Origin of the sequence: Modicisalibacter radicis (assembly GCF_900961225.1) — a bacterium.
GTDB lineage: Bacteria > Pseudomonadota > Gammaproteobacteria > Pseudomonadales > Halomonadaceae > Modicisalibacter.
In genome coordinates this window covers 30,728-55,634 of record NZ_CAAHFN010000056.1, presented here as the reverse complement: position 1 = coordinate 55,634, position 24,907 = coordinate 30,728, and the positions used below count along the sequence as shown (strand labels likewise).

The 24,907-nt window shown below is 68.1% G+C and carries 26 protein-coding genes; 14 read left to right on the top strand and 12 right to left on the bottom strand.

Translation table 11 applies throughout. The features are described 5' to 3' along the window. Nucleotides 1–15: 15 nt before the first annotated feature. Complete coding sequence (locus tag HR9077_RS08265; RefSeq protein ID WP_136066538.1) at nt 16–810, top strand: M48 family metallopeptidase; 795 nt, start codon at nt 16–18, stop codon at nt 808–810. A gap of 22 nt (nt 811–832) precedes the next feature. Here the strand turns inward: HR9077_RS08265 and aroE are convergent, their stop codons facing one another. From aroE to HR9077_RS08240, 5 genes are all read right to left on the bottom strand, one after another. After that, nucleotides 833–1,645 carry a shikimate dehydrogenase gene (aroE, locus tag HR9077_RS08260; protein WP_136066537.1) on the bottom strand — a complete coding sequence of 271 codons (813 nt, stop codon included), beginning with the start codon at nt 1,643–1,645 and terminating at the stop codon, nt 833–835. Beyond that, nucleotides 1,642–2,571, bottom strand: coding sequence for an oxygen-dependent coproporphyrinogen oxidase (hemF, locus tag HR9077_RS08255; protein WP_136066536.1), 930 nt, complete (start codon nt 2,569–2,571; stop codon nt 1,642–1,644). Before hemF ends, aroE begins: the two co-directional genes overlap by 4 nt. Before the next feature lie 36 nt (nt 2,572–2,607). Further along, nucleotides 2,608–3,162, bottom strand: a complete 555-nt coding sequence (locus HR9077_RS08250) for an L-threonylcarbamoyladenylate synthase (protein WP_136066535.1) — start codon at nt 3,160–3,162, stop codon at nt 2,608–2,610. A 95-nt stretch (nt 3,163–3,257) separates the two neighbouring features. After that, nucleotides 3,258–4,340, bottom strand: a complete 1,083-nt coding sequence (dprA, locus tag HR9077_RS08245; protein WP_136066534.1) for a DNA-processing protein DprA — start codon at nt 4,338–4,340, stop codon at nt 3,258–3,260. Then, a complete protein-coding gene (locus HR9077_RS08240; RefSeq protein WP_136066533.1) occupies nt 4,337–5,437 on the bottom strand; it encodes a LysM peptidoglycan-binding domain-containing protein in 1,101 nt (366 codons plus the stop codon). The genes dprA and HR9077_RS08240 overlap by 4 nt, the downstream gene beginning before the upstream one ends. Before the next feature lie 214 nt (nt 5,438–5,651). Between HR9077_RS08240 and def the strand changes: the two genes are divergently transcribed. From def to HR9077_RS08195, 8 genes are all read left to right on the top strand, one after another. Beyond that, the gene (gene def, locus HR9077_RS08235; protein ID WP_136066532.1) at nt 5,652–6,158 is read left to right on the top strand and encodes a peptide deformylase; all 507 of its coding nucleotides are present in this window, start codon (nt 5,652–5,654) and stop codon (nt 6,156–6,158) included. Between the two features lie 112 nt (nt 6,159–6,270). Continuing rightward, nucleotides 6,271–7,251: a methionyl-tRNA formyltransferase gene (fmt, locus tag HR9077_RS08230; RefSeq protein WP_136066531.1), complete on the top strand. Its 981-nt coding sequence runs from the start codon at nt 6,271–6,273 to the stop codon at nt 7,249–7,251. Next, nucleotides 7,248–8,576 carry a 16S rRNA (cytosine(967)-C(5))-methyltransferase RsmB gene (rsmB, locus tag HR9077_RS08225; RefSeq protein WP_136066530.1) on the top strand — a complete coding sequence of 443 codons (1,329 nt, stop codon included), beginning with the start codon at nt 7,248–7,250 and terminating at the stop codon, nt 8,574–8,576. The genes fmt and rsmB overlap by 4 nt, the downstream gene beginning before the upstream one ends. Nucleotides 8,577–8,651: 75 nt before the next feature. Continuing rightward, nucleotides 8,652–8,867 (top strand): dodecin, encoded by a 216-nt coding sequence (locus tag HR9077_RS08220; RefSeq protein WP_136066529.1) that lies wholly within the window; start codon nt 8,652–8,654, stop codon nt 8,865–8,867. Between the two features lie 154 nt (nt 8,868–9,021). Next, the gene (gene trkA / locus HR9077_RS08215; protein WP_136066528.1) at nt 9,022–10,395 is read left to right on the top strand and encodes a Trk system potassium transporter TrkA; all 1,374 of its coding nucleotides are present in this window, start codon (nt 9,022–9,024) and stop codon (nt 10,393–10,395) included. 64 nt (nt 10,396–10,459) lie between these two features. Beyond that, nucleotides 10,460–11,908, top strand: coding sequence for a TrkH family potassium uptake protein (locus HR9077_RS08210; protein ID WP_136066527.1), 1,449 nt, complete (start codon nt 10,460–10,462; stop codon nt 11,906–11,908). A 103-nt stretch (nt 11,909–12,011) separates the two neighbouring features. Further along, nucleotides 12,012–13,235 carry a TraB/GumN family protein gene (locus HR9077_RS08205; protein WP_136066526.1) on the top strand — a complete coding sequence of 408 codons (1,224 nt, stop codon included), beginning with the start codon at nt 12,012–12,014 and terminating at the stop codon, nt 13,233–13,235. A gap of 426 nt (nt 13,236–13,661) precedes the next feature. Continuing rightward, complete coding sequence (locus HR9077_RS08195) at nt 13,662–14,819, top strand: GGDEF domain-containing protein (RefSeq protein ID WP_136066525.1); 1,158 nt, start codon at nt 13,662–13,664, stop codon at nt 14,817–14,819. A gap of 28 nt (nt 14,820–14,847) precedes the next feature. Here HR9077_RS08195 and HR9077_RS08190 read toward each other — a convergent pair whose 3' ends face one another. From HR9077_RS08190 to HR9077_RS08180, 3 genes are all read right to left on the bottom strand, one after another. Beyond that, a complete protein-coding gene (locus HR9077_RS08190; RefSeq protein ID WP_244613101.1) occupies nt 14,848–15,603 on the bottom strand; it encodes a tRNA-uridine aminocarboxypropyltransferase in 756 nt (251 codons plus the stop codon). Between the two features lie 146 nt (nt 15,604–15,749). Next, nucleotides 15,750–16,697, bottom strand: coding sequence for a bile acid:sodium symporter family protein (locus HR9077_RS08185; RefSeq protein ID WP_136066523.1), 948 nt, complete (start codon nt 16,695–16,697; stop codon nt 15,750–15,752). A gap of 164 nt (nt 16,698–16,861) precedes the next feature. Beyond that, nucleotides 16,862–17,581, bottom strand: a complete 720-nt coding sequence (locus tag HR9077_RS08180; protein WP_136066522.1) for an SIR2 family NAD-dependent protein deacylase — start codon at nt 17,579–17,581, stop codon at nt 16,862–16,864. Nucleotides 17,582–17,725: 144 nt separating this feature from the next. Between HR9077_RS08180 and HR9077_RS08175 the strand changes: the two genes are divergently transcribed. From HR9077_RS08175 to HR9077_RS08155, 5 genes are all read left to right on the top strand, one after another. Then, nucleotides 17,726–18,547: a pseudouridine synthase gene (locus HR9077_RS08175; protein ID WP_244613099.1), complete on the top strand. Its 822-nt coding sequence runs from the start codon at nt 17,726–17,728 to the stop codon at nt 18,545–18,547. Beyond that, on the top strand, nt 18,544–19,374 hold the full coding sequence (gene tcdA, locus HR9077_RS08170) for a tRNA cyclic N6-threonylcarbamoyladenosine(37) synthase TcdA (protein ID WP_136066521.1): 831 nt from the start codon (nt 18,544–18,546) through the stop codon (nt 19,372–19,374). Before HR9077_RS08175 ends, tcdA begins: the two co-directional genes overlap by 4 nt. Beyond that, a complete protein-coding gene (locus HR9077_RS08165; protein ID WP_136066520.1) occupies nt 19,364–19,597 on the top strand; it encodes a DUF1653 domain-containing protein in 234 nt (77 codons plus the stop codon). Before tcdA ends, HR9077_RS08165 begins: the two co-directional genes overlap by 11 nt. Nucleotides 19,598–19,880: 283 nt before the next feature. Beyond that, nucleotides 19,881–20,381 carry a 5-(carboxyamino)imidazole ribonucleotide mutase gene (gene purE, locus HR9077_RS08160; RefSeq protein WP_136066519.1) on the top strand — a complete coding sequence of 167 codons (501 nt, stop codon included), beginning with the start codon at nt 19,881–19,883 and terminating at the stop codon, nt 20,379–20,381. A gap of 3 nt (nt 20,382–20,384) precedes the next feature. Further along, nucleotides 20,385–21,476: a 5-(carboxyamino)imidazole ribonucleotide synthase gene (locus HR9077_RS08155; protein WP_136066518.1), complete on the top strand. Its 1,092-nt coding sequence runs from the start codon at nt 20,385–20,387 to the stop codon at nt 21,474–21,476. 111 nt (nt 21,477–21,587) lie between these two features. Here the strand turns inward: HR9077_RS08155 and bfr are convergent, their stop codons facing one another. The 4 genes from bfr to lptF form a co-directional block, all read right to left on the bottom strand. Next, on the bottom strand, nt 21,588–22,070 hold the full coding sequence (gene bfr, locus HR9077_RS08150) for a bacterioferritin (RefSeq protein WP_136066517.1): 483 nt from the start codon (nt 22,068–22,070) through the stop codon (nt 21,588–21,590). A gap of 197 nt (nt 22,071–22,267) precedes the next feature. Then, complete coding sequence (locus HR9077_RS08145) at nt 22,268–22,516, bottom strand: bacterioferritin-associated ferredoxin (protein WP_244613097.1); 249 nt, start codon at nt 22,514–22,516, stop codon at nt 22,268–22,270. A gap of 134 nt (nt 22,517–22,650) precedes the next feature. Continuing rightward, nucleotides 22,651–23,715, bottom strand: a complete 1,065-nt coding sequence (lptG, locus tag HR9077_RS08140; protein WP_136066516.1) for an LPS export ABC transporter permease LptG — start codon at nt 23,713–23,715, stop codon at nt 22,651–22,653. Continuing rightward, complete coding sequence (gene lptF / locus HR9077_RS08135) at nt 23,715–24,794, bottom strand: LPS export ABC transporter permease LptF (protein WP_136066515.1); 1,080 nt, start codon at nt 24,792–24,794, stop codon at nt 23,715–23,717. The genes lptG and lptF overlap by 1 nt, the downstream gene beginning before the upstream one ends. Nucleotides 24,795–24,907 lie beyond the last annotated feature (113 nt).

The following is a 24,907-nucleotide window of genomic DNA, read 5'->3' as shown; positions in this document are numbered from 1 at the left end:
AGGAGCGACAAGCCGATGCAATGGAAGACCCGTGGCGCCGTGGGGGCGCTGGTACTCACCCTCGCCGCCTGCAGCCAGACCCCGACCGGGCGCTCGCAACTGACCCTGTTCTCCGACGAGGAGATCGATCAGATGGGCGAGCAGAGCTTCGCCCAGTACCAGCAGCAACTGCCCACGGTCGGCGGTCAGACGGCCGACTACGTGCAGTGCGTCGCCCAGGCCATTACCCGGGCCGCTGACATTGGTGAAAGCTGGGAGGTGAAGGTCTTCAAGGATGACTCGGCCAACGCCTTCGCCCTGCCCGGCGGGCATATCGGCGTCAACACCGGGCTGCTCGACGTCGCCGAGAACCAGGACCAGCTGGCCACCGTGATCGGCCACGAGGTGGCTCACGTGCTCGCCCATCACGCCAACGAGCGGGTCTCGACCCAGGCGGCGACCCAGACCGGGCTGTCGGTGCTGCAATCGGCCGCCGGCATCGAAAGCCAGGGTGGCCAGCAGTTGATGGGGCTGCTCGGCATGGGCGCCGAGTACGGCATCATCAAGCCCTTCTCGCGCAAGCAGGAGAGCGAAGCCGATGGCCTGGGGCTCGAGCTGATGGCCCAGGCCGGCTTCGACCCACGGGCGAGCGTCGAGCTATGGCAGAACATGTCGGCCAACAGTCAGGGCCAGCCGCCGGTGTGGATGTCGACTCACCCCAGCCACGGCCAGCGCATCGACGGGCTGCAGGGGCAGATGGATCGAGCGCTCGCCGCCTACCAGCAGGCCCGGGCCGACGGCCGCACGCCGAGTTGCCAGCGCCCGGGCTGAGCGGTTCGACCCGCACGTCCCCTCACAGCGAGCGGCGCAGCCGCTCGCGCACCGCCGCGGTGTCCGGCCGGACGCCGCGCCATAACCAGAACGATTCCGCCGCCTGCTCGATCAGCATGCCCAGGCCGTCGACGGTGCGCGCGCCGCGCTCGGCGGCCCAACGCAGGTACACCGTCGGCTCGGCGCCGTACATCATGTCGTAGGCCAGCCCGCCTTCCGCAAACAGCGCATCGGGCAGTGGCGGCAGATCGCCGGCCAGGCTGGCGCTGGTGCCGTTGATCACCAGATCGAAGGGGCCCGTGATCCCGTCGAAGCCGTCGCCGGTGATCGCTCCCAGGTCGGCGAAGTCCTCGGCCAACTGGCGTGCCTTGCCCGCGGTGCGATTGGCGATCACCAGCCGCGCGGGGCCGGACGCCAGCAGCGGCTCGAGTACCCCGCGCACCGCGCCGCCGGCGCCCAGCACCAGGATTCGCGCTCCTTCGAGCGGCGCGGCATGGGCGCGCAGATCGCTGACCAGCCCCACACCGTCGGTGGTGTCGCCGTGCAGCCCGCCGTCTTCGTCGAGCAGCAGTGTATTCACGGCACCGGCGCGCCGCGCGCGGGGACTCAGCGCATCGGCCAGGCGCCAGGCGTCCTCCTTGAACGGCACCGTGACGTTGGCGCCGCGTCCACCGGCGGCGACGAAATCGCGCCAGGCGCCGGCGAAGTCGTCGAGCGGCGCCTCGATGGCCTGGTAGCTCAGCGCCTGGCCGGTCTGCTCGGCGAAGGCGGCGTGGATCTGCGGCGACCTGGAATGCCCCACCGGGTGGCCGAACACGCAGTAGCGATCGCTCATGACGCGTCCTCCTCTTCATCGAGCCAGTCACGCGGACGCAGATAGTCGCGGTAGAGCGTTTCCTCGGCGCTGCCGGGTTCCGGCGTCCAGCCGTAGTGCCATTCGACCACCGGCGGCATCGACATCAGGATCGACTCGGTTCGCCCGCCGCTCTGCAGGCCGAACAGCGTGCCGCGGTCCCAGACCAGGTTGAACTCGACGTAGCGCCCGCGCCGGTAGAGCTGGAAGGCGCGCTCGCGCTCGCTGTAGGCGTCGTCGCGCCGCCTGCGGACGATCGGCAGGTAGGCCTCGAGGAAGCTGTCGCCTACCGCACGCTGGAAGCCGAAACAGGTCTCGAAATCCCACTCGTTGAGATCGTCGAAGAACAGCCCGCCGACGCCGCGGGTCTCGTCGCGGTGCTTGAGGTAGAAATACGCGTCGCACCAACGCTTGAAGCGCGGGTAGACGTCGTCGCCGAACGGCCGGCAGGCGTCCCGCGCCACACGATGCCAGTGCAGCACGTCGTCGTGTACCGGATAGAAGGGGGTCAGGTCGTAGCCGCCGCCGAACCACCAGACCGGCTCCTCGTCGGGCTTCTCGGCAATGAAGAAGCGCACGTTGCCGTGACTGGTGGGCACATGGGGGTTGCGCGGATGCAGGACCCAGGAGACGCCGACGGCATGAAAGCTGCGTCCGGCAAGCTCAGGGCGCGCGGCACTCGCCGAGGGTGGCAGGGTGGCACCATGGACGTGGGAGAAATTGACCCCGCCCTTCTCGAAAACGGCACCGTTCTCGATCACCCGCGAGCGGCCGCCACCGCCGTCGGCGCGCTCCCAGGCATCCTCCCGGAACACGCCGTCAGCGTCTTCGGCGGCCAGCGCCTGACACAGGTTATCCTGCAGCTCGAGCAGGTAGCGCTTGACGGTGTCGAGATGGGGGTGGGACACGCGGATCTCCTTTGATCGTTTGACGAGGCGGTACGCTCATTCGCGCAGCCACTCGCCGCTGCGCAGGTCGCGGATACGGCTGGGGCGAGGATGCCCGCCCAGCGAGCCGTCGAGGATCGCCACCGCATCGCCGAAGTAGCTGCGCACGGTGGCAACGTCGCGGGCCGGGGGCTCGCCGGCGCGGTTGGCCGAGGTCGACACCAGCGGCCCGCCGAAGGCGCTGCACAGCGCGATCACCCCGGGGTGATCGCTGACCCGCACGGCGACCCGGTCATGATCGCCGCGCAACAGTGGCAGCGAACGGCCGTTATCGGGCACCAGCCAGGTCAGCGGCCCCGGCCAGCTGTCGGCCAGCCGCTGGCGCAGCGGCGCCTCGAGCCCTTCCAGCCAGGGCTCGAGCTGGACCATGGACGCGGCGATCAGGATCAGCCCCTTGGCGGGATCGCGCTGCTTGAGCGCGAGCAGTTGGGCGAGCGCGGCCGGGTCGTCGGGGTCACAGCCCAGCCCCCATACCGCCTCGGTGGGATAGGCGATCAGCCCGCCTTCACGCAGGTGAACGACGGCGGTTTGCAGGGTCGCGGCTGAGTACATCCGGCAGGGCTCCGACACACGCTGAGAACGCGGCCTAGTCTAGCATGCAGCGGCTTCGCCCGGCAGCCGCGACGCAGCGGGTCGCTTGCCGTCGGTCAGCACCGCACCCAGCCACCCGGCGCCTGGGTCACCCGGCCCTCGAGCTCGAGTTCGAGCAGGCGCTGCTGGCAGAAGCCGAAGTCCTTGCCGGAGAGCTCGATCAGCAGATCGAGCGGCGTCGGCGAGCTGCTGAGCAGGTCGAGCAGCACGTCGCCACCCGGCGCCGCCGGAGCTGGCTCGGCGGCGGGCGAGCCGCCGGCCGGTGCCCAGTGACCGAGTTCGAGGAGGATATCGTCGAGCTCGCTGACCAGCGTCGCGCCCTGCTTGAGCAGCGACAGGCAGCCCCGGGCCTGGGGGTTGTCGAGCGAACCGGGCAGCGCGAACACGTCGCGGTTCTGTTCGGCCGCCAGCCGCGCGCTGATCAGCGAGCCGCTCCTCTCGGCCGCCTCGATTACCAGCACGCCCAGCGACAAGCCGGTGATCAGCCGGTTGCGGCGCGGAAAGAACGCCGGATTGGCGCGGGTGCCCGGGGCGTGCTCGCTGAGCAGCAGCCCGCCCTCGCCGCGCATGCGCCGATAGAGTCCGGCGTGGCGCGCCGGGTAGTTGACGTCGATGCCGCAGCCCAGCACGCCGATGCTGCGGCCCCGCGCATCGAGCGCGGCCTGATGGGCGCGGCCGTCGATGCCCAGGGCCATGCCGCTGATCACGCACAGCCCGGCGGTGGCCAGCTCGCCGGCGAAGCGCGCGGCGTTGCCGAGACCCTCGCGGGTCGGCCGCCGGGTACCGACGATCGCCAGCCCCGGGGCCGCGAACGCGGCGAGATCGCCGACCGCCCACAGCAGCGGCGGCGGGTCGGGAAGCTCGTCGAGCAGGGCCGGCCAGGCGGCGTGCCCGGGGTAGAGCAGATGGCGGTCGGACGCCGCGGCCTGCCACTCCAGGGCGCCTTCGATGCGCGCCGACAGCGGGCTGCGCGACGGGTGGTCGAGCCATAGCCGCAGGGCATCGCGCGGCGCCGCCGGCAGCACCGCCAGCCAGCCCTGCGGCCAGTCGGGTGCCTGGCCTCGCAGTTCGGCCAACCGACGCGGCCCCAGTCCCGGCAGGTGAGCCAGTGCCAGTGCGGTTTCCAGTGCGCCCGTCATGGCCGCCGCGCCGCCCCGGCAAGCAGGTCGTCGGCGCGCGGCGCATGGACCCGATCGCCGATCGCCAGACTGCGCGTGGCGTGCATCACCAGCGCGTAACTGACCCGATCGTAGAGCCGGAACACCATCAGCCAGCCGGCGTCCTCGCCGGGCAGTTGCACCGGTTCGCCGGTCTGCGGATCGGTGACCGTCTCGCCCTGCTGCTCGACGGCCAGCACCGCGCCGCGGCTCAGGCCGTCACGCTGGCCGAGATCGAGCGCCACCACATCCAGCCGGCCGATGAACTGCACGCCGCCCGGTACCGACAGGATCCGGCCTTCGAGCGGGCGCCCCGGGGCGTGGGGCTGGAAGGTCGGCGTCACCGGCAGCGATTCCTGGGCCAGCAGCCGGTCGCCCTGGCGAATCTCCTGGCGCGATGCGGTGACCCGCAGCAGCGAAACGTCGCCGTCGCGACGCAACAGCCGGGCTTCGCCGAGGGTTTCAAGTTCGAGACCGAGGAACTCGCCGCTGTCGGGGTCGACGTAACGCTGGCCGCGGCGATAGATGCCGAAGCGCTCGCCGGGGGGCAGTTCGCCGCGTACGTAGAGGCGATCGCCGGCGCCGCTGATGAAGCGTCTATCGTCGCCGGCGATCACGTAGGCGGCCTCGTCGAGTTCGCCCGGACCGACGATACGGTTGGCCTCGAGGAAACGCTGCACGCTTTCCAGCGGCAGCGGCGGTATCGCCTCGCGACGCGGCACCTCGCGGACCTTCGGCGACAGCCGCACGACATCGCCCCGACCGGGCTCCAGGCCCAGCCGCGGCTGGCCGTTTTCATGGTAGAGGTAGATCGTGTCGCCGGGATAGATCCAGTGCGGGTCGTCGATCTGCGGATTGCCGTCCCACACCTCGGACCATTGCCAGGGGTGGTCGAGAAAGCGCCCGGCGATGTCCCACAGGGTGTCCCCGGACGACACGGTGTAGCGGTTCGGCGCATCGTCGCGCAACGTCGCGGCCGCGAGAGCCCCGCACGGCAGCAATCCGCCGAGCGCGGCACCCAGGACCAGGCCCCAGGCCGCCAGCCAGCGCCGGCATTCGCCGGCAGTGTGTTCACTCATCCCCTGCGCCTCGTTATTCTGGTATCGAGCGGTATTGCGTCACGCCGCCCCTGGCCGAGGTGGCATGCGGCCGGCATGTCCAGGCATTATCGTCAATGCCGTACATAGGCTTGAACTATCATGGCGATATCCCGGACATGGTTCCGTTCCATGCTACCGCGTCCTACAATACGGTACATATTCCTGCTTAACCCGAAACGGTATTTTCAACGCCATGGCCAAGCTAGAGATCCTCGAATTCCCCGACGAGCGCCTGCGCACCAAGGCTGCGCCGGTCGCCGAAGTCGACGACGAGGTGCGCACCCTGGTCGACGACATGCTCGAAACCATGTACGACGCACAAGGCATCGGCCTGGCGGCGACCCAGGTCGACCAGCATCGTCGCGTCATCGTCATGGATGTCAGCGACGACCACTCCCGGCCGCTGGTCCTGATCAATCCCGAGTACGCACCGCTCGACGACGAGCGCGAGCCGATGCAGGAAGGTTGCCTGTCTATCCCCGAGTTCTATGCCGAGGTCCCGCGCGCCCTGCGCGTGCGTCTCAAGGCGCTGGATCGCCACGGCGAGCCCTACGAACTCGAGGCGGACGGACTGCTGGCGCACTGCATCCAGCACGAGTGCGACCACCTGGAAGGTCGGCTGTTCGTCGATTACCTGTCGCCGCTCAAACGCGACCGGATCATGAAGAAGATGCAGAAACGCCACAAGCAGATGGCCTGACACCGCCGCCGTATTTCGCGAGCGCCGGGGGCCCTTGAGGGGTCGCCGGCGTTTTTCGTTCCGGGGGCGATCCGCTACCATGGCGGCGTTCCCCGTCAGCAAGGCTCTTTCGATGACCCGACCGTTGCGCGTGATCTTCGCCGGCACCCCCGACTTCGCCGCGCACAGCCTGCAAGCGTTGCTCGCCAGTCAGCATCAATTGCTCGCCGTGTACACCCAGCCCGACCGCCCCGCCGGTCGCGGCCGCAAGCTCACGCCCAGCCCGGTCAAGGCACTGGCCCAGCAGCACCGGCTGCCGGTCCACCAGCCGCGAAGCCTCAAGGACCCCGAGGCCCAGCGCGAACTCGCCGCCTACCAGGCGGATGTGATGGTGGTGGTCGCCTACGGCCTGCTGTTGCCGCAGGCGGTGCTCGACGCCCCGCGGCTCGGCTGCCTCAACGTCCACGCCTCGCTGCTGCCGCGCTGGCGCGGCGCGGCGCCGATCCAGCGCGCCATCGAGGCCGGCGACGCGCTGACTGGCGTGACCATCATGCAGATGGATGCCGGACTCGACACCGGCGACATGCTGATGACCCGCGAGACAGCGATCGACGCCACCACCACCGGCGGCGCACTTCACGACCGACTGGCGGCGCTGGGCGGCGAATCGATCGTCAGCGCCCTCGACGCGCTGGCCGGACCGGGGCTGACCGCCACGCCGCAACCCGGCACCGGGGCGACCTACGCCGCCAAACTGTCCAAGTCCGAGGCGGCGCTGGACTTCGCCCGCCCGGCCGTGGAACTGGCCGCCAGGATTCGCGCCTTCAACCCCTGGCCGGTGGCCTGGACGACGCTCGACGATGCCCCGCTGCGGCTGTGGTTCGCCGAATCCGAGGCCGGCGAGCAACGCGCCACCGCCACGCCCGGCACCCTGCTCGAGTCCGATGGCGACGCACTGCGCATCGCCTGCGGCGGCGAAGGCCGCGAGGTGTTGCGGGTGACCCGTGCCCAGTTGCCGGGCGGCAAACCGCTTGACGTGCGCGACCTGCTCAACGCCCGCGGCGAGCGGTTCACGCCCGGCAAGCGGCTGACCCGGGAGGGACCCAACGCATGAGCCAGCCCGATGTTCGCGCCACCGCCGCGCGCCTGCTGGTACCGGTACTCGACGGCCAGGGTTCGCTCGGCCATCTCGACGGCGGCCTCGCCGCGGCGGGTATCGCCAGTCGCGACCGCGGCTTCGCCAAGGCATTGTGCTACGGCGTGTGCCGCGCCCTACCGCGCCTCGAGGCGCTGTCCGGCGAGCTGTTGCGCCAGCCCTTCAAGCGGCGCGACCTGGACGTCCAGGCGCTGCTGCTGATGGGGCTCTATCAACTGCTCTACATGCGGGTGCCGCCGCACGCCGCGGTCGGCGAAACCACCGGCGCCGCACGGTCGCTGGGCAAGGACTGGGCGACCCGCGTGCTCAACGGCTGCCTGCGGCGCTTCCAGCGCGAGAGCCAGGCGCTCCAGGCCAAGGTCGATCGCGATCCGAGCGTCGCGCTGCTGCACCCGCCGTGGCTCCTCAAGACCCTGCGCCAGGCCTGGCCCGACGACTGGCGGGCGATCGCCGAGGCCAACAATCAGCCGGGGCCGATGACCCTGCGGGTCAACCGTCGCCGCACCGCCCGCGAGGCCTACCGGGGGCGACTCGCCGAGGCCGGATTCACGGCCCATGCCGCCCCCCATGCCGGGCAGGCGCTGACCCTCGACGAGGCCTGCGATGTCCAGGCATTGCCGGGCTTCGCTGAGGGCGATGTCAGCGTGCAGGACGAGGCCGCCCAGTTCACCGCCGAGCTGCTTGCCCCGCAGCTCGATACGCACCCCGGCGCACGGGTGCTCGACGCCTGCGCGGCGCCGGGCGGCAAGAGCGCCCACCTGCTCGAGGCCTTCGACATCGCACTCACCGCGCTCGACAGCGACGCCCAGCGGCTGTCGCGCGTCGAGGCCACCCTCGCCCGCCTGGGCCTGACGGCGACGCTGGCCCACGCCGATGCCGCCGACCTCGCGTGGTGGGATGGCGTGCCGTTCGACGCCATCCTGCTCGACGCGCCCTGCTCGGGCAGCGGCGTGATCCGCCGCCACCCCGACATCAAGCGCCTGCGCAGGCCCAGCGATATCCGCACGCTCGCCGGCCAGCAGGCGCGCCTTCTCGACGCCCTGTGGAAGACGCTCGCGCCGGGCGGCACGCTGCTCTACGCCACCTGCTCGGTGCTGCCCGAGGAGAACAGCGCGCAGATCGACGCCTTCCTGGCGCGCACCGCGGACGCCCGGGCGACGCCGATCGACACCGACTGGGGGCGCGCGGCCGGCGCCGGACGCCAGCTGTTGCCCCAGGCCGGCGGCCATGACGGCTTCTTCTACGCCCGGCTGGCCAAGGAGTCGACAGGCCCCCGTGGCTAGCCTCTATACTGGCGATGAGTCCGCACGCGTCTCGACGCAGGCGGACTCGCTCACATTCCGGCATAGGAGTTGCCCATGTCCACCCACGTCTACAAGCACATCGAGCTCACCGGCTCCTCGCCCAAGGGAATCGAGGACGCCGTGGAGCAGGCCATCGCCCGGGCCAACGAGAGCCTTCACGACATGCGCTGGTTCGAGGTCACCGACACCCGTGGCCACATCGAGCATGGCCGCATCATGCACTGGCAGGTCACCGTCAAGGTCGGCTTCACGCTTGCAGAGCCCGAGTGACGCGCCCGTGAGGCTCGCGTGGAAATAACGGGTCCGGTCCACCGGGCCCTGTCCCCGCCCCGCCCGACTGGTTTATGCTTGCTCGCGTTTTAGAGCGAATCCGGTTGAGCGCTCTTCTCCAATCCCGGACCTTGCGCACGCGGACCCGACAACGATGAAAATTATCATTCTGGGCGCCGGCCAGGTGGGTGGCACGCTGGCCGAACACCTCGCTCACGAGGAAAACGACATCACGGTGGTCGATACCAGCGCCGAGCGGCTGCGCGAATTGCACAACCGCCTGGACATCCGCACCGTGACCGGGCCCGCCTCCTATCCGATGGTGCTGCGCCAGGCCGGCGGCGAAGACGCCGACATGCTGATCGCGGTGACCAACTCCGACGAAGTCAACATGGTCGCCTGTCAGGTGGCGCATACGCTGTTCCGCACCCCGACCAAGATCGCCCGGGTGCGCGCCGCCGCCTACCTGACCCGAAAGGGGCTGTTCGCCAACGACGCGGTGCCGGTCGACGTGCTGATCAGCCCCGAGCAGGTGGTCACCGACCACATCCGTCGGCTGATCGTCTATCCGGGCGCGCTGCAGGTGCTCGAATTCGCCGGCGGCCAGGTCCAGCTGGTGGCGGTCAAGGCCTACTACGGCGGCCCGCTGGTCGGCCAGGAGCTGGGCTTCTTGCGCCGCCACATGCCCAACGTCGATACCCGCGTGGCGGCGATCTATCGCCGCAACCGGGCAATCATCCCGCGCGGCGACACGGTCATCGAGGCCGACGACGAGGTATTCTTCATCGCCGCGCGCAAGGACATCCGCGCGGTGATGAGCGAGCTGCGCAAGGTCGAGCGAGACTTCCGCCGGGTGCTGATCGCCGGCGGCGGCAACATCGGCCAGCGCCTCGCCGAGCACCTCGAGCACAGCCATCAGGTCAAGATCATCGAGCACGACCTGGAGCGCTGCACGATGCTCTCCGAGCGCCTCGACCGCACCGTGGTGCTGCATGGCAGCGCGACCAGCAAGCGGCTGCTGATCGAGGAGAACATCGAGGACTGCGACATCTTCTGCGCGCTGACCAACGACGACGAGGTCAACATCATGTCGTCGATGCTGGCCAAGCGCCTGGGCGCCAAGAAGGTGCTGACGCTGATCAACAACGCCGCCTACGTCGACCTGGTCCAGGGCGGCGAGATCGACATCGCCATCTCGCCCCAGCAGGCGACCATCGGCGGCCTGCTGACCCACGTGCGGCGCGGCGACATCGTCAATGTCCATTCGCTGCGCCGCGGCGCCGCCGAGGCGATCGAGGCGATCGCCCACGGCGACTCGCGCTCGTCCAAGGTGGTCGGCCGGGCGATCGACGAGATCGACCTGCCCGCCGGCACCACCATCGGCGCGGTGGTGCGCGGCAAGGAAGTGCTGATCGCCCACGACGACGTGGTCGTCGAATCCGGCGATCATGTCATCCTGTTCGTGGTCGACAAGCGGCGCATCCGCGACGTGGAACGGCTGTTCCAGGTCGGCCTGACCTTCTTCTGACCGCCTCTTCGAACCACGGGTACTGGCCAGTGACGATGCCTCATTCGACAAGGAGCGTGCGCTCTTGAGTCCCCGCGTCACCCTGCGCATCCTGGGGCTGCTGCTGATGCTGTTCAGCCTGACCCTGCTGCCGCCGATACTGATCTCGTGGCTGTTCGCCGACGGCGTATGGGAGGCCTTCGCCATCGCCCTGGCCATCACCGCGGTCACCGGCGCGCTGCTCTACGTGCCCAACCGCCGCGCGCGCAAGGAGCTGCGCACCCGCGACGGCTTCGTGATCACGGTGATGTTCTGGAGCGTGCTGGGGCTGTTCGGCTCGCTGCCGCTGATGCTCGCCAGCGACCCGGCGCTGTCGTGGACCGACGCCGTCTTCGAATCGTTCTCGGGGCTGACCACCACCGGCGCCACGGTGATCACCGGCATCGACCTGCTGCCCGACTCGATCCGCTACTACCGCCAGCAGCTGCAATGGCTCGGCGGCATGGGCATCGTGGTGCTGGCGGTGGCGATCCTGCCGACGCTGGGCATCGGCGGCATGCAGCTCTACCGCACCGAGATCCCCGGCCCGCTCAAGGATTCCAAGCTCACCCCGCGCATCACCGAGACCGCCAAGGCCCTGTGGTATATCTATGCGGCGCTGACACTGGCCTGTTTCCTGGCCTACTGGGTGGCCGGCATGAACTGGTTCGACGCCCTCGGCCACAGCTTCTCGACCGTGGCCATCGGCGGCTTCTCGACCTACGACGCCAGTATCGGCTACTTCGACAGCGCGACCATTGAACTGATCTGCGTGTTCTTCATGATCGTCTCGTCGATCAGCTTCGGCCTGCATTTCGCCGTGTGGCGCGAGAAGCGCATCAGACATTATCTGGCCGATCCCGAGTTCCGTTTCTTTATCCTCTTTCTGCTGCTGCTCAGCCTGATCAGCATCGCCACCCTGTTGATCAGCAACACCAACGACGACCTCACCGCGCTGCGTCACGGGCTTTTCGAATCGGTATCGGTCGCCACTACCGCGGGTTTCGGCGTCGCCGACTTCTCGGCCTGGCCCGGTGCACTGCCGTTTCTGCTGTTCGTCGCCGCCTTCGTCGGCGCCTGTTCGGGCTCCGCCGGCGGTGGCATCAAGGTGGTGCGCATCCTGCTGATTCTCAAGCAGGGCATGCGCGAGGTGCTGCGACTGATCCATCCCAACGCGGTGATCTCGATCAAGGTCGGCAAGGCGCGGATCACCGACAATGTGGCCCAGGCGGTATGGGGCTTCTTTTCGGTCTATGTGATGCTGTTCCTGCTGATGCTGGTCGGCCTGCTCGCCACCGGGCTCGATCAGGTCACCGCCTGGTCGGCGGTGGGCGCGGCACTCAACAACCTGGGGCCGGGGCTCGGCGAGGTCGCCAACGACTACGGCGATATCCCCGCGCTGGCCAAGTGGATCCTGGTCGCGGCGATGGTGCTCGGGCGGCTGGAGATCTTCACCGTGCTGGTGCTGTTCACGCCGGCCTTCTGGCGCCGCTAGGCTTCGCCTGCCACGGGCGGCAGCCGCCGGGCCACACCCGGGTTTGGTCTGCCCGCCCGCGATGTGGATAATCGAGCTTCTGCCTTACAGCCAGCGAGCCCCCATGACCGATACGCAGGACATTGCCTCCCCGGATACCGCCAGCGGCCCACGCGAGGTGGTCGTCAGCGGCGATACCCGCTACACCCTGCTGGGTACCGCCCACGTCTCGCGGGCCAGCGCCGACGAAGTGCGCGAGTTGATCGAGTCCGGCGACTTCGATGCGGTGGCCATCGAGCTCTGCGAATCGCGCCATCAGAGCCTGACCCAGCCCAACACCCTCGCCGATCAGGATCTGTTCCAGGTGTTTCGCCAGGGCAAGGCCGGCATGGTGGCCGCCAGCCTGGCGCTGGGCGCCTTCCAGCAGCGCGTCGCCGAACAGTCGGGGATCGAGCCCGGCGCCGAGATGCGCGAGGCGGTCAAGGCCTGCCGGCGTGCCGAGCTGCCGCTGCTGCTGATCGACCGCGACATCGGCGTGACCCTCAAGCGCATCTACGCCAACGTGCCCTGGTGGCAACGCGCCAGCCTGATCGGCGGGCTCGCCGGCAGCCTGGTCTCGCGGCAGAAGATCTCCAGCGAGGACATCGAGCGGCTCAAGCAGGGCGACGTGCTGGAGTCGACCTTCGCCGAGTTCGCCCAGCAGTCCGAGGCGTTGTACACCCCGCTGATCAGCGAGCGCGATCGCTACATGGCGCTGCGCCTGGCCGAGGACAATACACCGGCGCGCTATCGCGAGGTGCTGGTGGTGGTCGGCGCCGGCCATCTCAAGGGCCTGACCGAGCATCTCAGGGCGCCGCCGCCCGCCGAACCGGCCAGCGAACGCGCCGCACTCGACGCCATCAAGCCGCGGGCACGCTGGTGGAAGGCGATTCCCTGGCTGATCACCGCGCTGGTGCTGATCGGCTTCGCGATCGGCTTTTCCCGCGATACCCAGCTCGGCTGGCAGCTGATCGGCGAGTGGTTCTTGATCAACGGGGTGCTGTCGGCACTGGGCGCGACGATCGCCCTGGCCCATCCACTGACGATTCTGGCGACCTTCTTCGCCGCCCCGCTGACCTCGCTCAACCCGACCATCGGCGCGGGCTTCGTCGCCGCCGGCGTCGAGCTGGCGATGCGCCGGCCCAAGGTGCGCGACTTCTCGCGGCTGCGCCACGACGTCGCCTCGCTCAAGGGCTGGTGGCGCAACCGGGTGTCGCGCACGCTGCTGGTGTTCTTGCTCGCCACCGTCGGCTCGGCGGCCGGCACCTGGATCGCCGGGTTGCGCATCGCCGGGCAGTTGTTGGGTTGAACGCCAGACGAAAACAAGGAGCCCAATGTTTCAAGCCCCGTTATTGTCTTGTGGCTTGCTGGTCCTGATTGCCGTGGCCGTGATGCAGGGCATTCCCCGGCGATAACGGCTGCGAGCGGCCCAGCGCCGTGATCGCCTTGCGTTGCAGCTGCAACGAGCGCCGCGCGTGGACGAGAAAGGTTTCGCCACTGCCGGTCACCGCGATCCGGCGGACATGCCATGTGCCCAGTCCATGTTGCAACGATATAACGTTACTGCCAGAACCTCCTTAAGGGGCGTCTGGTCTTGCCGATAAGATTGATAGAGCCTCAAGCCGCGACACAGGCAGCCAGGACCCGATAACGATGACGGCTACTTTCCGCAGAAAGCGGTCGACGAGTCTACCGCTGCACGACGAGGTCGTTGCTCCCCAAAGGCCAGTCCCAAATGCCCAGCAAGCTTTACATGCACCACAACGCCTACTCCATTCCGCACTGGCGCTTCATGTACTGGTTGCTCTGCGACAGCCGCTTGCCCCTGCATATTCAACAGCGCTTGCTGCTGGGCCCCAACACCCAGACATCCGTCATGTGGTCCGGGACGCTCACGACACTCCTGCTGACGCTCATCGCCCTCTCCCGTCATCCGGCACCGCCATTCTGGCTCTGGTTTCTGGCCACGCTCGCGATCTCGGGTTATCGCGTCGGGCTCCATTATCAGGTCAAGCGGCAATGGCGCCGGCACATCGCCACACCCGCCGATCAGATCTATCTGGCCAATCTGCTCTGGAGTGCCACGACCGGGCTGGGCACCGCGCTTTGCCTGCTCAGCGGCGACGCGGTTCTGCAAGTATTAGCCATCCCGTCCATGATCGCATTGGCATCGGCCGCAGCCGCTTTCTCTCACGGGACTCCCCGTTATGCCATGTTGCAGGTCCTGCTGCTGGACCTGCCCCTCAAGCTCGCGGTCCCCTTCCAGCCGGAGCTCTGGTTCTGGGTATTCGTGCTGCAGGGCCCCTTCTTCTGGATGGCGCTGCGCATGATGACCCACTCCCTTTACGACATGTCGACCCAGGCCCTGCTCGGGGAGTATCACAGCCGGCGACTGGCCAGCCTCGACCCGCTGACCGAGCGGTTCAACCGGGAAGGCTGGTTCCGCGAGGCCCTGGTGATTCGCGGGCCGGGGCGCGGCACGCTCCCGGTCAGCCTGCTCTTCACGGACCTCGACGGCTTCAAGGGCATCAATGACACCTACGGGCACATGGCAGGCGATGACCTTCTGCGCCGCGTCGCCACCGCCATGAGCGAGATCCTGCGCCATGACGACCTTCTCGCGCGCTGGGGCGGCGATGAATTCGTGATCCTGTTGCCGGGTACCGACCCCGAGGCGACTCGCATGATCGCGCAACGACTGGTCGATGCCATCGCCGACCTCGGTCACGCCTATCCGGGGATAGGGCTGAGCATCGGTCTCGTCCATTGCCATGACTGGCGGGGCGCGGACCGGGAGCGTCTCGAGCGCCTGATGGCCCAGGCGGACCAGGCGCTCTACCAGGCCAAGCAGCAGGGCAAGGGGCGTTTTCAGGAATTCAACGAGCCGACGTGAAGCTGCCGGCGGGGGCACGACGCGACACCTAGCCGCGCCTTGCCAGCAGCCGCTTCATCGCCGCGGTCGGGGCCTCGAGCTTGCCGTGTCGGCGACTGGCCGCGTAACTGTCGTTGAAGGCATCGAAGTAGTCGTCGAGGGTCGCCGCCGCCTCGCCGTCGCCGGTCTGGTGAAGAAGCTCGGCGGCGACCTCGGCGGTGCACAGGTGCGCACTCGAGGCCGACTTGCGCAGCCGGTAGCGGGTGGTGCGTTCGCTGTGCAGCGGCAACACCGGCAGTCGCTCGAGATAGGGGCTCTTGCGAAACATCCGCCGCGCCTGGCGCCAGGTGCCGTCGAGCAGGATCAGCACCGGAATGCGTCCCTCGCGTTTGGCGGAGCGCACGGCATCGGGGCCGACCACGCGCTCGGCGTAGTCCGGCTGATCGTCGGGGAATACCACGAAGGGCGCGAAGCGCGGGTCTTCGAGGCGCGCCAGCAGGGTCGGGTCGGGTTCCGTGCGGTACCAGGTGAAGACCTCGGTGGTATCCAGGATATCGCCGATCAGCCGCCCGGTGTTGGTCGGCTTGTAGTGCTCGTAGGGGTGCGTCAGCAGCCACACGCGGGTCTCGCTGGCGGCGGCCACCTTGTAGGGGCACAGGCAGTTGAGGCTGGGCAGCCGACACGCCTCGCAGCGCGTCACGAAGCTGCCCCGGGCGTTGAACGGCTTGCGCCGCGGAGCGTCGTCCGACGCCTCTGCGCTGCGCTGGACGTCCTGTTCACGACAAGACTCGCTATGACGATTCACCATGGACTCACACGCACCGAACCCGGCAACCCTGCTTCGATCGACAGGAAGCTAAATGAAAGGGCCGGGCAGTCTAGCATGCCCGGCCCCGATTCCCCTCAAGCGATCCGTCAAGCGTTGGCGGCGGATCGCCGCCCGCGCTTCGCTCAGCGCGGAGCCAGCGCCGGTTCGGCCTCGTTGCCGACCGGGCGGCGTTTCCAGTAGCCCGCCAGCAGCGAGCCGGAGACGTTGTGCCAGACAGAGAACAGCGCGCCCGGCAACGCCGCGGTGGCGGTGAAGAACTGGTTGGCCAGGGTCACCGCCAGGCCGGAATTCTGCAGCCCGACCTCGAAGGCGATGGTGCGCGCGGTGCGCTCGTCGAAGCGCAGCGCCCGGGCCAGCGCATAGCCACCCCCCAGGCCGATGGCGTTATGGGCGATCACCGCCAGCGCGACGATCGGCCCCAGGGTGGCCAGGTTGCCGGCATTGAGGGCGACGACGATGGCGATGATCAGCACGATGGCGGCCATCGCCAGGGTCGCCAGCGCCGGTTCGACGCGCTGGATGCGCGTGCCGAGCAGATGATGGATCACCACCCCCAGCACGATCGGCGCGACCACCAGCTGGGCGATGCTCGTCAGCATCCCGGCCACCGGCACGTCGACGCTCTGGCCGACCAGCAGCAGCGTCAGCAACGGCGTGGCGAACACCGAGACCAGCGTCGAGACCATGGTCATCGACACCGACAGCGCTACGTGGCCGCCGGCCAGCCAGGTCATGACGTTAGAGGAGGTACCGCCGGCGGTGGCCCCCACCAGTACCATGCCGGTGGTCAGCTCCGGCGACAGCCCCAGCAGCAGCGAGACCAGCAGCGCCGCCAGCGGCATGATCAGGAACTGCAGCACCACGCCCACGGCGATCGGCTTGGGCGACTTGACCACTCGGGCGAAGTCGTCCTTGGAGAGCGTCAGCCCCATGGCGAACATGATGATGACCAGCAGCGTCTTGATGTAACCGGCCAGGCCGTTGAACAGCTCGGGCAGCAGGGCGGCGACGACCGCGAGCAGCACGGCCCATACGGGGAACAGACGGTTGATGCGTTCGAAGATCGACATGACGTGTCCTGAGCGTTGAAAGGTCCTGATAGACGACGGCCGCTAGGCGGGCTGACCCGCGCGGCTCTGGTTGGGCAACGCCGTGGCACAGAGGGCGTTGCTTAGCCGGCTATCATGCCGCAACGCCCCGGCGGCGGAAAGTCGACCTTGGACACGGACGTGCATCACTCCGGCAACTGCAATCGTCCCAGGCTCAACCAGTGGTCGGCCAGACGCGGCACACCCTGGCTGGCGGGCTCGTCGAGGGTAGTGACCCAGCGCGGCGCGACCTCGCTGGCGTTGGGGTCGACCAGCACGCAGGGGCATTCGAGTGGCGCCTGGTCGAGCAGCATCGCCGCCGGCATCACCGCCAGGGAGGTGCCCACCACCAGCAGCAGGTCGGCCTCGGCGACGATGTCGCAGGCCTGGGGGTAGGCGGGCACCGACTCGCCGAACCACACCACGTGTGGCCGCAGCTGGCTGCCCTTGTCGCACAGGTCGCCGAGCCGGATGCCGCCGCGCGGTAACGGATAGCGCAGCCGCGGATCGACGCTCGAGCGCGCCATGAGGATCTCGCCGTGCAGGTGCAGCACATCGCGGGAACCGGCACGCTCGTGCAGGTCGTCGATGTTCTGGGTGACCAAGCGCACGTCAAAGATCCGCTCGAGGCGCGCCAGCGCCTGGTGGGCGGGATTGGGACGCGCCTGGCGGACCTGCTCGCGGCGCTCGTCATAGAAGCGCAGCACCAGCTCCGGGTCGCGCTGCCAGGCCTCGGGCGTGGCGACGTCCTCGATGGCGTGGTTCTCCCACAGGCCATTGCCGTCGCGAAAGGTCCGGAGGCCGCTTTCGGCGCTGATGCCGGCGCCGGTGAGCACCACCAGGCGCGGCTTGGATTGCTCGGTCATGGCTCGCTCGGTCGTTGGTCGCAGGCCACGAACATAGCATCGCCGCACGCCGCCTCCAAACCGGCGACGGCGCGGCGATGAGGGTGACAGCGCGGGCCCCGGGCGGCGACAATGCCGCCCCTGTTCGTCTCCGTTTGGCTGCCCATGAATTCACTGACGATGCCCGCCAGCGATCGCCTGCCGATCGTCTACCAGGACGATATCCTGGTCGCGGTGCGCAAGCCCTCGGGGCTGCTGGTTCACCGCAGCGCCCTGGCCCGCGGCGAGACCCGCTTCGCGCTGCAACTGCTGCGCGATCAACTGGGCCGGCGCGTCTACCCGCTGCATCGCCTCGACCGGCCGACCTCGGGACTGTTGCTGTTCGCCCTCGATCCCGAGGTGGCACGCGAGCTGGGCGAGGCGTTCACCGCCCGCCAGGTCGCCAAGCGCTACCTGGCGGTGGTGCGCGGGGTAGGCCCCGAGCAGGAGCGCCTCGATTATCCGCTGCGCGAGGAGGACGGCGCCCGGCCCAAGGCCGAGATGCCCGCCCAGCCGGCCTGCACCGAGATTCGCCGACTCGACAGCGTCGAACTGCCGGTCCAGGTCGACCGTTATCCGCAGGCGCGCTATTCGTTGATCGAGGCGCGCCCGCTCACAGGCCGCCGCCATCAGATCCGCCGCCATCTGTCGCGGCGCGGCTACCCGATCATCGGCGACGCCAAGCACGGCAAGGGACTGCACAACCGCTTCTTCCGCGACCGGCTCGGCTGCGAACGCCTGTTGCTGGCCGCAGTGGGCCTCAGCCTGTGGCACCCGCGGCGTCGGGCCACGCTGCATCTGAGCGGCGCGCTGGAGCCCGACATGCAGCAATTGTTCGCGCATTTCGGCTGGGCCGGTCACGCTCCGACCGATGCCCATCGCTTTAGCGACGCGCCGACCCCGGGTACCGATTTCGCCTCCACTCATGCCTGCGAGGATCCGTCATGAACGATGACTACGATTTCCGCTTCGGCGGCATACGCCGCCTTTACGGTGCCCGGGCGGCATCCAGCTTCCGGCGCGCTCACGTGGTGGTGGTGGGCCTCGGCGGCGTGGGCAGCTGGGCGGCCGAGGCGCTGGCCCGCTCGGGGATCGGCCGGCTGACGCTGATCGACCTCGACGACGTCTGCGTGTCCAACGTCAATCGCCAGCTGCACGCCCTCGATGGCACCATCGGCCGGCCCAAGGTCGAGGTGCTCGCCGAGCGCTTCCGGGCGATCAACCCGCAGCTCGAGGTGACCGCCGACAGCGCCTTCGTCACCCCCGGCAATCTTGCGGCGCGCATTCCCGAGGACGCCGACCATGTCATCGACGCCATCGACAGCGTCCTCGCCAAGGCGGCGCTGATCGCCTGGTGCAAGCGCCGCAAGCTGGGCCTGACGGTGACCGGCGCCGCCGGCGGCCAGACCGACCCGACGCGGATCCGCACCGCCGACCTGACCCGCACCGAACACGACCCGCTGCTCGCCAAGGTGCGCGCCCGGCTACGCCGCGATTTCGGCTTTTCGCGCAATCCCCGGCGCCGTTTCAGCGTCGAATGCGTCTATTCTGACGAACAGCTGGTCTATCCGGGCGATGATGGCGAAGTCTGCCTGCAAAAGCCCGGGCTCGGCGAGGCGACCCGGCTCGACTGCGCCAGCGGCTTCGGCGCGGCGACCTTCGTCACCGGCAGCTTCGGTTTCGTCGCCGCCTCGCGGACCCTGGCACGCCTGGCCGAGCGCGCCCGCCGCGAAGCCGCCATCGCCCCTCCCGAGGAGTCTTCCGATGCATCATGAAGCGTCCCGCCCGGTACCGGGCATCTATCGCCACTACAAGGGCCAGAGCTACGAGGTCCTGGGCCTGGCCCATCACAGCGAAAGCGAGGAGCCGATGGTGGTCTACCGCGCGCTGTACGGCGACCATGGACTCTGGGTGCGGCCGCTGGCGATGTTCAACGATAACGTCGAGGTACAGGGCGAGCCGGTGACGCGCTTCGCGCTCGTCGCGGCCTTCCCCTGACGCCACGCGCGCGTCGCATGCCCTGCCGCGTCGGCGATGCTATACTCCGGCGCTTGTTTTCAGGGTCGGCAGAACCGGTTTCCAGGTACAGCGGGGCCGACCACGCGACAGCAATCGGGCTAAGAGGGTGTTTACAAAACAGGCGAACGAAGGCAAGACAAGGCAAAAATTGACGAAATAGCGGAGTTTACGTGGGTGTAAATGAGCACATTGAGCCAATTTTTAACGCCGTATTGCCGAGTGCAGTCATTTTGTATACATCCTCGAACCAAGCGGAGGCAGCATGAGCGCACTGGTAGGCGTCATCATGGGATCGAAATCGGACTGGTCGACGCTGTGTCACACCGCCGAGACCCTCGAGCGGCTGGGCATCGAGCACGAGGTCCGGGTGGTGTCCGCGCACCGCACGCCGGATCTGCTGTTCGACTACGCCGATGGCGCCGCCGGACGCGGCCTGGAGGTGATCATCGCCGGTGCCGGCGGTGCCGCCCACCTGCCGGGCATGGCCGCCGCCAAGACGGTACTGCCGGTACTCGGCGTGCCGGTCCAGTCGAGCATGCTCAGCGGCGTCGATTCGCTGCTGTCGATCGTCCAGATGCCGGCCGGGATTCCCACCGGAACCTTGGCTATCGGCCGCGCCGGAGCGATCAACGCCGCGCTGCTGGCGGCGGCGATGCTCGGCAACAAGTACCCCGATATCCGCGCCGCGCTCGAGGAGTACCGCGCCGAGCAGACCCGGGCCGTGCTCGACGCGCCGGACCCGTCATCGCCAGGAGGGAACTGAACCATGCGTATCGGAATCGTCGGCGGCGGCCAACTGGGCCGCATGCTCGCCGAGGCCGGCGCCGGCTTCGACGCCCGCTTCACCTTTCTCGACCCGGGCGAAGCGCCCTGTGCGGCGCTGCACGGCCGCCACCTGCACGCCGCCTGGGACGACGCCGAGGCGCTCGCCACGCTGGTCGAGGCAAGCGATGCGCTGACCTTCGAATTCGAGAACGTCGACCCTGAAGTGGTCGCCCGCCTTGCCGAGCAGCGCCCGGCCTATCCACCCGCCCGGGCCCTGGCCACCGCGCGCGATCGCTGGGCCGAAAAGACCCTGTTCCGCGAGCTGGAGATCCCGCTGCCGCCGGTGGCGCGCATCGACAGCCAGGCCGAGCTGGACGGCGCGGTCGCCGAGATCGGCCTGCCGGCGGTACTCAAGACCCGCACCCTGGGCTACGACGGCAAGGGCCAGAAGGTATTGCGCGAGCACACCGACGTCGGCGGCGCCTTCGCCGAGCTGGGCGAGGTACCGCTGGTTCTCGAGGGCTTCGTCGACTTCGACCACGAAGTCTCGCTGATCGCGGTGCGCGATCGCCTCGGCGAGACGCGGGCCTGGTCGCTGGTCAGGAACGAGCATCGCCAGGGCATGCTGCACTGCTCGATTCCGCTGGCCGACCATCCGCTGCAGCGCCTCGCCGACGACTACGCCCAGCGGGTGCTCGAGCGGCTCGACTATGTCGGCGTGATGGCCTTCGAGTTCTTCGTCGCCGGCGACGAGCTATTGGCCAACGAGATCGCGCCGCGGGTCCACAACTCCGGCCACTGGACCATCGAGGGCGCCACCACCAGCCAGTTCGAGAACCACCTGCGGGCGGTCGCCGGCCTGCCGCTGGGCGCCACCGAGCGGCTGACACCCTGCGCGATGCTCAACGTGATCGGTGCCCTGCCGGAACGCGACGCGGTACTCGCGGTACCGGGAACGCGCTGGCACGACTACGGCAAGACACCGCGACCGGGGCGCAAGATCGGCCATATCACCGTGCTCGCCCCCGACCAGGCCAAGCTCGACGAGCGTATCGAAGCCGTCGAGGCGCTGCTGGTCAACGATCTCGGCTGATCCGGGGCACACCGGAGCCCTGTAAAAACCGAGAAGGCGCCCCACGGGGCGCCTTCTTCATGGCGGCTTGCGGTCGGGTCACTCCCGCCGTCCGGTCACGCCTGCGATCGATCAGCCCTCGTCGGACTCGTGCATCTTCTTCTGCAGGTAGTTCTCGAGCCCCACCTTGTCGATCAGACCGAGTTCGGTCTCGATGATGTCGATGTGCTCTTCCTCGTCGTCGAGGATCTTGCGGAACAGGTCGCGGCTGACATAATCGCGCACCTGCTCGCAGTAGGCGATCGCCTCGATCAGATCGTTGCGCCCTTCGTGCTCGATGGCCAGATCACTTTCGAGCATCTCGCGGGTGTTCTCGCCGATCCGCAACTTGCCCAGATCCTGCAGGTTGGGAAGCCCCTCGAGGAACAGGATGCGTTCGATATAGGCGTCGGCGTGACGCATTTCCTCGATCGACTCATCGTATTCCCACTTGGCCAGGCCGAGCAGCCCCCAGTCCTTGTACATCTTGGCATGCAGGAAGTACTGGTTGATTGCCACCAGCTCGTTGCCCAGTGCCTTGTTGAGGTGCTCGATGACCTTGCTATCGCCTTTCATGGAAAATCTCCTCACGTGCATTGTTCTGCCATCGCCGGGCACACGGCTACGCCCCAGCATCGTCGATGCTGGGAGTATCGTTCATGAGGAGAAAAAAGTCCAATCAGAGCAATATGTTACGTATACCCACTCGCAAATGACAAGGGTTGGCGGATCATAACGAGGGCGACTGTGATCGCTGCTTCGACGGCGCGGCGTCAGATGGCATAAGCCAGGTCGGTGCGCACCGACGGCTGGCGCAGGGCGACGGATTGCGCAGCGGCGCCTTGCTCCATGACACAGTCCGCCATGGCGTCGCGGGCGATCGTCTTGCCCATGCAAGCGCACTTGCCGCACTGAGTCGCGCAGCCGGTCTGCTCGCGCACGTCGCGCCAACTACGCGCCCCGTCCGCCACCGCCTGGCGGATGGCCTTGTCGGAAACGCCCTTGCAAAGACATACGTACATAAGAACCTCGCTTGGCATCGCGAAGTTAAATGTAAATGATTCGCATGATGAGCCGCAACCATGATCGCGAAAAACTATGGTCGCAATTGCCGGTCGCCAACCTGTCCCGGGCGTCCTCCAGCGATTCCTCGGTCCTAGCCGCTACGGCGCAGGAGATACAGGCCGAGCGCCGCACACCCCAGGGTAGGCGCCAGCACCGCCCAGATCGGCGAGAAACCGAACAGGGTCGAGGCCGGCGCCAGCAGGTCCTGCAGGTACTTGAAGCTCAGCCCGACGATCACCCCGTAGAACACCCGCGTCCCCGCGGCGACGCTGCGCAACGGGCCGAACACGAACGAGGCCGCGACCAGCACCAGCGACACCAGGGTCAACGGCATGATCAGCTTCTGCCAGAAGTACAGCAGCGGCTGCGTGGCGACGAGCCCCTGGGAGTGAAGATACTGCGCATAGGCCCACAGCTCGCTGGGCGCCTGACTGTCGATGTCGCGCAGCAGGCGGTTGAGCTGGGTCGGCGAGAACTCGGTCTGCCAGGCTTGCCGGCTGGCATGCTGCGTTTCGGTGGTATCGCCGGCGAAGCGAGTGGTGTCGACGTTTTCGAGCACCCAGCGATCGTCCATCCACACGGCACGCTGCGCATGGGTGGCTTCGACCAGCCGCTGCCCCTCGAAGCGGTAACGGGTCAGGTCGATCACGGTATCGTCGGCGCGGATGGCGCCGAAGCGATAGAAGTCGTCGCCCTCGCGCTGCCAGCCACCGCGATGGCTGAGCACCGCGCCGGCGCCCTCCAGTTGCTCGAGACGCCAGGCCTCGGCGAACTGCTCGCTGCGCGGCGTCACGAACTCCGCGATCACCAGCAGCAGGATCACCACCAGGCCCACCGGCTTCATCACCCCCCAGAGGATGCGCACCAGCGAGCGTCCGGCGGCACGTATCACCGTCAGTTCGTTGCTCGAGGCCATGCTGCCCAGCCCGATCAGCGCGCCGATCAGCACCGCCACCGGGGCGTACTGGTAGAACCGCCAGGGCAAGCGCAGCCCCAGGTAGAGCAGCACGTCGAGAGCGCTGTAGCCGCCTTCGACGTCGTTGAGGTCGTTGATGAAGCTGATCACCAGGTCGAGCCCGAGCAGAACCAGCTGCACCACCAGCATCGCCGCGAGTACGTTACGGGCGATGTAGCGGTCGAAACGATCGGCCAGCATCAGCGATTGCCTCCCAGTTGCGAACGACGCAGCAGGCCCAGCCCGAGCAATAGATAGACGCCGTGGATCGGCCACATGCCGATGGCCGGTGACAGCGAACCGCGACCGATGGCATCGAGTGCCGCCAGCAGCAGGCTGAGATAGCTGATATGCAGGAAGATCGCCGGCAGCAGCTTGGCGAAACGCCCCTGACGCGGGTTGACCCGCGACAGCGGCAGCGCCAGCAGGGTCAGGATGGGAATCATAAGCGGCATGCTCAGGCGCCATTGCAGCTGCGCCAGCGCCTCGTCGGACCCCGAGGCGATCAGCGCGGGTGTCGAGGCGTACTCGGCATCGTCGAGCTGAGCCATCTCCGCGGCGCGCGACAGCCGCACCGCATAGGTGCCGAACTCGAGGCGCTCGGCGACGTTGCGTCCCGGCTCGACGCTGTAGCGCTCGCCGTCGGTCAACACCAGAAAGCGACTGCCGGTTTCCTCGTCGGTAGTCTGGTAGCCCCCCTCGGCGCGCGTCACCACGGTTTCCGGGGTGCCATCGTCACGCCGCTGACGCTCGCTGATGAAGACCTCCTGCATGCGTGTCTGATCGTCGTTGAACGCTTGGGTGTAGGCGGTACGGCCGTCGCCGAAGTCCTGGAAACGCCCCGGCGTGAGCGCCGAGAAATCCAACCGGCTCTGCTGCTCCTCGATCAGCACCTCGTTGTAGCGCCCCCCCGCCGGAGTGAGCCACAGGCTGCACAGCGCGACCAGAATGGTCACCAGCGCGGCGGGCAGCATGGTCACCCGCAGCAAGCGGTTGGGGCTGGTGCCGCAGGCCACCAGCACGGTGATTTCGCTGTTCAGGTAGAGCTGGCCATAAGCCAGCAGAATGCCCAGGAAGAACGACAGAGGCAGGATCAGCTCGAGGAACCCCGGCAGGTGATAGAGCATCAGCGTGCCCAGCATGCTGACCGGAATCTCGCCTTCGGCGGCGCTGGAGAAATAGCGGATGAAGCGACTGCCCATGATCACCAGCAACAACACGCCGGCAACGGCGCTCATGGTGACCAGTATCTCGCGGGTCAGATAACGAAAGATGATCAAATCGGTCTCCCTGACGCGGTATGACGATCCATGCAATGGCACAGTGCTTTGCGTACACTGGGGGAGTTAAGCCGGCCATGTGTCAGTGCCGGCATTATCCAGAATCCCGGCTC

Excerpts from the sequence above, each read along its gene's own strand:
- HR9077_RS08240 (WP_136066533.1), bottom strand. The coding sequence starts at position 5,437 with ATGAGTGAACACACTGCCGGCGAATGCCGGCGCTGGCTGGCGGCCTGG.
- rsmB (WP_136066530.1), top strand. The coding sequence starts at position 7,248 with ATGAGCCAGCCCGATGTTCGCGCCACCGCCGCGCGCCTGCTGGTACCG.
- HR9077_RS08195 (WP_136066525.1), top strand. The coding sequence starts at position 13,662 with ATGCCCAGCAAGCTTTACATGCACCACAACGCCTACTCCATTCCGCAC.
- HR9077_RS08205 (WP_136066526.1), top strand. The coding sequence starts at position 12,012 with ATGACCGATACGCAGGACATTGCCTCCCCGGATACCGCCAGCGGCCCA.
- HR9077_RS08220 (WP_136066529.1), top strand. The coding sequence starts at position 8,652 with ATGTCCACCCACGTCTACAAGCACATCGAGCTCACCGGCTCCTCGCCC.
- trkA (WP_136066528.1), top strand. The coding sequence starts at position 9,022 with ATGAAAATTATCATTCTGGGCGCCGGCCAGGTGGGTGGCACGCTGGCC.
- aroE (WP_136066537.1), bottom strand. The coding sequence starts at position 1,645 with ATGAGCGATCGCTACTGCGTGTTCGGCCACCCGGTGGGGCATTCCAGG.
- HR9077_RS08155 (WP_136066518.1), top strand. The coding sequence starts at position 20,385 with ATGCGTATCGGAATCGTCGGCGGCGGCCAACTGGGCCGCATGCTCGCC.
- bfr (WP_136066517.1), bottom strand. The coding sequence starts at position 22,070 with ATGAAAGGCGATAGCAAGGTCATCGAGCACCTCAACAAGGCACTGGGC.
- fmt (WP_136066531.1), top strand. The coding sequence starts at position 6,271 with ATGACCCGACCGTTGCGCGTGATCTTCGCCGGCACCCCCGACTTCGCC.
- def (WP_136066532.1), top strand. The coding sequence starts at position 5,652 with ATGGCCAAGCTAGAGATCCTCGAATTCCCCGACGAGCGCCTGCGCACC.
- HR9077_RS08165 (WP_136066520.1), top strand. The coding sequence starts at position 19,364 with ATGCATCATGAAGCGTCCCGCCCGGTACCGGGCATCTATCGCCACTAC.
- dprA (WP_136066534.1), bottom strand. The coding sequence starts at position 4,340 with ATGACGGGCGCACTGGAAACCGCACTGGCACTGGCTCACCTGCCGGGA.
- lptG (WP_136066516.1), bottom strand. The coding sequence starts at position 23,715 with ATGCTGGCCGATCGTTTCGACCGCTACATCGCCCGTAACGTACTCGCG.
- HR9077_RS08185 (WP_136066523.1), bottom strand. The coding sequence starts at position 16,697 with ATGTCGATCTTCGAACGCATCAACCGTCTGTTCCCCGTATGGGCCGTG.
- HR9077_RS08145 (WP_244613097.1), bottom strand. The coding sequence starts at position 22,516 with ATGTACGTATGTCTTTGCAAGGGCGTTTCCGACAAGGCCATCCGCCAG.
- HR9077_RS08250 (WP_136066535.1), bottom strand. The coding sequence starts at position 3,162 with ATGTACTCAGCCGCGACCCTGCAAACCGCCGTCGTTCACCTGCGTGAA.
- purE (WP_136066519.1), top strand. The coding sequence starts at position 19,881 with ATGAGCGCACTGGTAGGCGTCATCATGGGATCGAAATCGGACTGGTCG.
- HR9077_RS08175 (WP_244613099.1), top strand. The coding sequence starts at position 17,726 with ATGAATTCACTGACGATGCCCGCCAGCGATCGCCTGCCGATCGTCTAC.
- HR9077_RS08265 (WP_136066538.1), top strand. The coding sequence starts at position 16 with ATGCAATGGAAGACCCGTGGCGCCGTGGGGGCGCTGGTACTCACCCTC.
- tcdA (WP_136066521.1), top strand. The coding sequence starts at position 18,544 with ATGAACGATGACTACGATTTCCGCTTCGGCGGCATACGCCGCCTTTAC.
- HR9077_RS08180 (WP_136066522.1), bottom strand. The coding sequence starts at position 17,581 with ATGACCGAGCAATCCAAGCCGCGCCTGGTGGTGCTCACCGGCGCCGGC.